The organism is Promicromonospora sp. NPDC059942, from assembly GCF_042731755.1.
In the GTDB taxonomy this organism is placed as follows: domain Bacteria; phylum Actinomycetota; class Actinomycetes; order Actinomycetales; family Cellulomonadaceae; genus Promicromonospora.
Genome location: NZ_JBHWLR010000024.1, coordinates 12,409 through 19,549 on the forward strand (window position 1 = coordinate 12,409; position 7,141 = coordinate 19,549).

Annotated in this window: 5 protein-coding genes; 1 reads left to right on the top strand and 4 read right to left on the bottom strand. The window is 72.5% G+C overall.

The features are described 5' to 3' along the window. Window positions 1–83 precede the first annotated feature (83 nt). Genes ACFV9Q_RS25810 through ACFV9Q_RS25825 form a run of 4 tightly spaced genes read right to left on the bottom strand, consistent with a single transcriptional unit; the run spans window position 84 to window position 5,580 of the window. On the bottom strand, window positions 84–2,294 hold the full coding sequence (locus ACFV9Q_RS25810; RefSeq protein ID WP_377236786.1) for a glycoside hydrolase family 2 protein: 2,211 nt from the start codon (window positions 2,292–2,294) through the stop codon (window positions 84–86). A gap of 28 nt (window positions 2,295–2,322) precedes the next feature. After that, complete coding sequence (locus tag ACFV9Q_RS25815; protein ID WP_377236787.1) at window positions 2,323–3,255, bottom strand: carbohydrate ABC transporter permease; 933 nt, start codon at window positions 3,253–3,255, stop codon at window positions 2,323–2,325. Between the two features lies 1 nt (window position 3,256). After that, window positions 3,257–4,177: a carbohydrate ABC transporter permease gene (locus ACFV9Q_RS25820; RefSeq protein WP_377236788.1), complete on the bottom strand. Its 921-nt coding sequence runs from the start codon at window positions 4,175–4,177 to the stop codon at window positions 3,257–3,259. Beyond that, window positions 4,174–5,580 carry an ABC transporter substrate-binding protein gene (locus ACFV9Q_RS25825; RefSeq protein WP_377236789.1) on the bottom strand — a complete coding sequence of 469 codons (1,407 nt, stop codon included), beginning with the start codon at window positions 5,578–5,580 and terminating at the stop codon, window positions 4,174–4,176. Before ACFV9Q_RS25825 ends, ACFV9Q_RS25820 begins: the two co-directional genes overlap by 4 nt. A gap of 145 nt (window positions 5,581–5,725) precedes the next feature. Between ACFV9Q_RS25825 and ACFV9Q_RS25830 the strand changes: the two genes are divergently transcribed. Beyond that, a complete protein-coding gene (locus ACFV9Q_RS25830; RefSeq protein ID WP_377236790.1) occupies window positions 5,726–6,727 on the top strand; it encodes a LacI family DNA-binding transcriptional regulator in 1,002 nt (333 codons plus the stop codon). Window positions 6,728–7,141: the final 414 nt, after the last annotated feature.

A 7,141-nucleotide genomic window follows, 5' to 3' on the forward strand; every position in this document is an offset into this window, starting at 1 on the left:
CCCCAACGGGGGCAAGGGGGGGGGGGGAACAGTGGTGTCCCGAACCTCTAGGGGAGGGGGGGCAAGGCCGGGTCAGGCCCTCGTCACGCCCAGCGCTCGCCGCGCCGGTTGGGCTCCTCGATCGGCCCCGCGTCGACGAAGGTCCGCGCGCGCACGGCGCCGGCGTCGTCCAGGAGCCACAGGTGCAGGCGGGCCGACGGCACCGGGCCGGGCGGCGGCACCGTGACCCGCACGGCCGGGCTGAGCACGAACGGCTTGGCCTCGACGGTCTCCGACGCGACGCCGGACGACGCGCCGTCGCGCTCGCCGTCGCCGTCGCCGCCGTCGCCGCCGTCGCCGCCGTCGCCGTCGCCGTCGCCGTCGACCGGAGCCTCGCCGAACGGCGTGCCCGCCGGCACCCAGGCCGCGCGGACCCGTCCGCGAACGACGCCCGGGCCGTGGTGCGAGACGTGCACGTCGAGGCCGAGCTCGCCGTCGGGCACGGGGAGGTCGGCGCCCGCGTGCGCGGGGACCAGGTCGACCACGAGCACCGTCTCGGCGTTCATGTCGCGCGGTTCGAGGCCGCCGCGGTCCTTCGGCCGGCGGTCGACGTCGAGCAGGCCCGCCATCTCGTGCTCGACGTCGGTCAGCTCGGTGTAGACGTAGCCGGCGAACCGGTCGTGCCGGCGCAGCTCCTGGGTCTGCCAGCGCAGGTGCCAGGCCCGTTCGAGGCTGGTGAACCCCGCCCCGTACTCGCTGTTCAGCACCGGCAGGCCGGTGCGCGGGTGGTCCGCCGACCCGTAGAGCGACTTCCTGGCTAGGAAGTCGGCCGCTAGCCGGACCGGGAAGTCCTCGCCCGTGCCGTCCGCGAGCGCCGCGACGTTCGCGGCCCAGGCGGCGGGGTCCTCGTCGTAGTAGTGCCAGTCCACGAGGTCGGTGCGGACGTGGGCCCAGCCGGAGTTCTCGACGATGGGGCGAGTGTCGTCCAGGGCGCGCAGCGTGTCGTAGGCCCGGACGGCGGCGTCGGCCCGGTCGGTGCTGCCGGGGATGTCCCAGTCGAGGCCCCACTCCTCGTTGTAGAGGCCCCAGATCACGATGCTGGGGTGGTTGCCGTCGCGCTCGACCATGGGCGCGACCTGCTCCTCGAACGCCAGCGCGGCCTCGGGGCTGAACCGGCTGGGGGCGGGCGGCTCGGCCCAGACCAGCATGCCCGTGCGGTCGGCGTGGTGCAGCCAGCGCGGGTCCTCCAGCTTGATGTGCTTGCGGACCAGGTTGTAGCCGAGGTCGCGGGCGTGCTCCAGGTCGGCGAGCAGGGTGTCGACGTCGGGGGCGGTGAGGCCGGAGTCGGGCCAGTAGCCCTGGTCGAGGACGCCGCGCAGGTAGATCCGCTCGTCGTTGAGGTACAGGTGCTCGCCGCGGCGGTCGATGCGGCGCAGCCCGCCGGTGACCGCGACGGCGTCGGGCTCGGCGGCGCCTGCCCCGCTGCCGCCTGCGGCGGCGTCCGCGGACCGGGTCGTCACCGTGAGCACGTACAGGTGCGGGTCCGCCGGGCTCCAGAGCCGGGGTTCCGCGATCTCGATCCGGCCCGACGCCGCGCCCGCGCCGTCGGCGACCAGGTCCAGTCGCGCCCCCGCGCCGGACCCGGCCGTGCCGGAACCCGCCGTGACCTCCACGGTCACCGACGCGCCCGCGGGCGCGTCGCCCGCGACGTCCACGGCCACGTCGAAACCGGTCAGCGAGTCGCCCCGCACCGCGACGCGGGCCGCGTACGTGCGGCCGCGCGCCTCCAGCCAGACGGGCTGCCAGATGCCGGACGTCGGGGTGAACGAGACGCCGTCGTAGTCGTCGCGCGGGATGGAGCGCTGCTTGCCGTGCGGGATGGCGCGCTTGTCGGCGGGCGCGTGCACCTCGACCTCCAGCGTCCCGGTGGCGCCGGGCGCGAGGACGCCGTCGAGGTCCACCTCGAACGGGGTGGACCCGCCGACGTGCTCGGCGACCTGGACGCCGTCGACCCGGACGACGGCGCGGTGGTGCACGGCGCCGAAGCACAGCACGGCCCGCGCCCCCGCCCAGGCGGCGGGGACGGTGACCTGACGGCGGTAGGTCGCGTGCTCCAGCCAGGTGCGCCCGACGCCGGACGCCGCCGTCTCCCAGGCGAACGGGACGGTGACCGGCACCGTGCCGCCGGGCACGTCGAGGTCCCACGTGCCGTCCAGGCTGGCCCAGCGGCCGGAGCGGTCGCGGTCGGGCCGGGGGTAGGCGGGGTCGGAGGTCTCGGGGCGAGCGGCGTCGGGGCGCGGAGGAGCCGAGGTCATGTGTGTCTGCCTTTCAGGAATGCGGGGTTCAGCCCTTGACGCTTCCGGCGAGGATGCCGTTGATGAAGTGCCGCTGAAGTGCGATGAAGACGATGAGGAGCGGGACGAGGGCGATCGACGCGGCGGCGAGCAGCTCGCCGGTCACGGTCGCGTAGTCGGCCCCGACGCGGTTGCCGGTGATGTTCTGCGCGAGGGTGGACAGGACCACCTGCAGCGTGGCCATCCGCTCGGAGCTCGCCGCCACCACGGGCCAGACGAAGTCGTTGTAGATGTTCATGACGGTCAGGACCGCCAGGCCGGCCAGGGCGGGCCGGATCACGGGCAGCACGATCCTGGTGAAGATGCCGAACTCGCCGCAGCCGTCGACGCGCGCGGCGTCGAGCAGCTCGTCCGGGACGTCGGCGATCACCTGGCGCATCCAGAAGATGGCGAAGGCGTCCACGGCGCCGGGCAGCACGAGCGCCTGGTAGGTGTTGACCCAGCCCAGCGACTTCATCTCCAGCAGCAGCGGGATGATCAGCACGATCGTGGGCAGCATCAGCGTGATCAGGACCGTGCCGAACAGCAGGTCACGGCCGGGGAACCGGTACTTGGCGAACGCGTAGGCGGCCAGCGGGGCGCAGAACAGCGTGATGGTCCCCTTGGTGACCAGCACGACGGCGGTGTTGAGGAAGCCCTGCCCGATCGGCACGTCGGCGAACATCCGCCGGTAGTTGTCGAGGGTCAGCGCCGTCAGGTCCAGGCCCAGCGGGTCGCTGATGATCTGCGTGGCCGGCTTGAACGCCGAGACCAGCGCCCAGACGACCGGGGCGAGGAAGGCCAGGGCGAGCAGCAGCAGGAAGGCCTGCGAGCCGACGGCGGCGGGCAGCCCGCGGGGGCTCGTCCGGGGCGGCCGGGCCGCCGTCGCGCGGGTCCGGTCCGGCCGGGTCCCCGCCGGGCTGGGGGCGTGCGTGGTGGTCATGTCAGTCCTCCGTCCGCAGGAACCGGACGAACAGCAGCGAGAGGCCCATGACGACGATGACGAGCAGGAACGAGTTGGCCGCCCCGGTGCCGAGGTCGCCGCGGGTGATGTGCTCGTACAGGTGCAGGCCCGCGGTGGTCGTCGAGTTGTAGGGGCCGCCGTCCGTCACCACGAACGGCTCGGCGAACATCTGGAACACGGCCAGCGTCTGGAGCACCAGGGAGAACATCAGGGTGCGCCGCACCAGCGGCACGGTGATGCTCCAGAGCTGGCGCGTGCGGGAGGCGCCGTCGATCGAGGCGGCCTCGTAGACGCTCGCGTCGATCGACTGCAGGCCCGACAGCAGGATGATCACGATGAAGCCGGTGGTCTTCCACAGGAAGAGCAGCGCGAGCGTCGGCTTGGCCCACTCGCTGGTGGTGAGCCAGCCGACGTCGGGCAGGCCCACGAGGTTGAGCAGGCCGTTGACGGCCCCGAACTCCTGGTCGAAGACCACCACCCAGATCTGGGCGACGGCCACGAGCGGCGTCACGAACGGCACCAGGAACGCGATGCGGTAGAAGGAGCGCATCCGAATCTTCGCGTTGTTCAGGAGCACCGCGACGAGCAGGCCGAGCACCACCTGGACCGGCACGATCATGAGCCAGAGCACCGCCGAGTTGCCCAGCGAGCCCCAGAACATGTCGTTGCCGAGCAGGTAGGTGTAGTTGTCCCAGCCGACCCACGTCGCCGCGCCCGAGCCGCGCCAGTCGGTGAAGCTCAGGCGCAGCGTGAACAGCATCGGGTAGACGCTGAACGCGACGAAGATCGCGACGAACGGGAGGACGAACACGTACGGCGCGACCTTGCGGGGCAGCCAGGGCCGCAGCAGCGGCCGGCCCTGGCTCCCCCGGACGCGCTCCGGGCTGGCGAGCGTGCTCACTGCCGGTCGACGAGGTTCGTCTGGATGTCGGCGGTCGACTGCTCGATGACCTCGTCGGGGGTCATGTCGCCGTCGTACATCCGCTGGACGTTCGTGCCGAGGTAGTCGACCGCGCCGGTCCACCAGGTCGGGGCGGGCGCCCCGCCCGGGATCTGCGCGCCGGCCTCGACGGCGGTGGTCCACAGGTCCTGCCCGCCGAGCCCCTCGACCGGGCCGAACAGCGGCTTCGCGGGATCGGCCGCCGGGGCGTACGCCGGGATCGACGTCGCCAGGCCGTTCGGGTAGGTGTCGTTCTCGCCCCAGACGGCGCTGTAGCCGTCCTCGTGGAACATCAGGAACTCGTAGAACAGCCAGGCCAGGTCGGAGTTCTCGCCGTCCTTCGGCAGCACGAACGAGGAGCCGCCCATGGCGCCGGAGCGCGCGCCGCCGTCCTCCCACGCGGGCAGCGGCATGGCGCGCCAGTCGCCGCTGGTCTTCGTGAGCTGCTGCTCGGGGGCGAAGCTGAACCAGATGGCCCAGGGGTAGAACACCTGGTCACCGGACTCCAGGGCGCCGACGTCGCTGGGCGACAGGTACTCCGCGCGGGTGCCCAGGCCCTCCTGGTTGACGGTGTCGAGCCAGCCGAGCACCTGCCGGTACTCGTCGGAGTCGAGCGTCAGCTCGCCGGTGTCGTCGGCCAGCGCCGTGCCGAGCTGGCTCGCGTACATCTCGAGCTGGAGCTGGCCGAGGAACGGGCTCTGCTCCAGGTGGATCGGCTTGGACCCCGGCACGGCCTCCTGGTACTCGCGGGCCGCCGCCAGCAGGTCGTCGTAGGTCTCGATCGTCGTCGCGTCGATCCCGGCGTCGGTCAGCGCCTTCTCGTTGTAGAAGAGCAGGCCCGGGTCCAGGTCGAACGGCACGCCGTAGATGGCGCCGTCCTGGGAGTTGACGTCGATCTTCTGCGGGGCGATGTCGTCCGTGTACGGGGCCAGCACGTCGGTGAGGTCCCAGAGGTGGTCGGAGAAGCCGGCCACCTTGGCATCGTCAAGGAAGACGCCGTCGGGCACGTCGGCCCCGGTGATCAGGGTGTTCTGCAGCTTGGCGTCGATGTCCACGGCCTCGTGGTGGACCGTGATGTCGGGGTAGACCTCGTTGAAGTCGTCGATGACGGCCTCGAACACGTTGAACAGGTCGCCGGACCGGTCCCAGATGGTGATCTCGCCCTGCGGCGACTCCTCGGCGGGAGCCTGGAGGCGGTCGGCGGACGCCGCGGCGTCGTCCGGGCCGGCCTCGCCGCTCGTGATGGCGGGGCCGCACGCGGTGAGCGTGACCGCCAGAGTCAGGGCTCCGGCGGCGACGGCCGCCGCGGTGCGGGTGGTCGAAGGGCGGCCGACGGCCGCCCGGGTGGTGCGAATCGGGTGCATGAGCACTCCCTTGTGCATGCGCGGGGCGTGGCGCCCGCGAGGTTTTCAACGTGTGCAAACTAGCTCGGCTTTGCGTACGTTGCAAGGCCTATCCTTAGGTCCACCAGGATGAAAGGGGACCGCGGTGCCGATCACACTGCGCGATGTGGCAGAGAAAGCCCAGGTCTCGGTGCGGACGGTGTCGAACGTCGTCGCCGGATACACGCACGTGAGCGAGCGGACCCGGCAGCGCGTGCAGGCCGCGATCGAGGAGCTCGACTACCGGCCGAACCCGGTGGCCCGCACGCTGCGCACGGGGCGCACCGGCGTGCTGGCGCTCGTGGTCCCGGAGATCGACGTGCCGTACTTCGCGGAGCTCGCGCGAGAGGTGATCGACGCCGCCGCCGCGCTCGGCTACCGCGTCATGGTCGACCAGACGGGGCACGACCACGAGCGCGAGCGCCGGCTCCTGACCGGCGCCGACCGCACCATGCTGTTCGACGGCGTCCTGTTCACCCCCCTGGTGACCCAGGGCGAGCTGGCCGAGATGGAGCCAAGCCGGTCGATGCCGCTCGTGCTGCTCGGCGAGCACGACTTCGACGGCCGCTACGACCACGTGGCCATCGACAACGTGCAGGCCGCCCACGACGCGACGGCGCACCTCATCGCCACCGGCCGCACCCGCATCGCGGCGATCGGCGTCCAGCCCGACGAGGACTACACCACCCCGCGCCAGCGCACCCTGGGCTACGAGCGCGCGCTGGCCGAGGCCGGACTCACGCCCGAGCGCGACCTGCTGCGCCCGGCCGCGCACTACAGCCGGGCCGACGGGTACGACGCCGCCACGGCGCTGCTCGCCCTGCCCCAGCCGCCGGACGCGATCTTCTGCTACTCCGACCTGCTCGCCATGGGCGCGATGCGCGCCGTCTTCGACGCCGGCCGCAGCGTGCCGGACGACGTCGCCGTGATCGGCGTCGACGACATCGAGGAGGGCAAGTACACGCACCCCAGCCTGTCGACCGTCTCGCTCGACACCCCGTTCATCGCCCGCCAGGCCGTGGGCCGGATCGCCGAGCGCATCGACGACCCGGACACGCCCGCGGTCGAGGTCACGGCGCCACACACCCTGGTGGTCCGAGAGAGCACGGCGGTGCCGGCCGGGGGTTGACCGGGCGGGGGGTGGCGGTCGGGGATGGCGGCGGGAGCGGCGGCGGTGTCGGCCGGGGGTTGACCGGGCGGGGGCTGACCGGGCAGGGGTTGACCGGGCGGGGGCGGCCAGGCGGGGCTGCTGGCGGGAGCTGCCGGGCGGCGCTGCCGGTGGGGCTGTCAGGCGGGAGCTGTCGGGCCAAACGGCTAGGCGGGAGCTGCCAGGCGGGGCGGCCAAGCGGGACCAGTGCGCTCCGGGGGCCGGCGGCGGCGTCAGGTTCGGCAGTTTGCTCCGCAGAGTCGGCAGTTCGCATCGAACTCGGCAGTTTGCCCCGCAGACTCGGCAGTTTGCATCGGGGTCGGCATAGGCCTGTGCCGACCTCCATTTCAACCGCCCAACCCAACCCCCTCCCCCCCAACCCAGAACAAAAAAAAA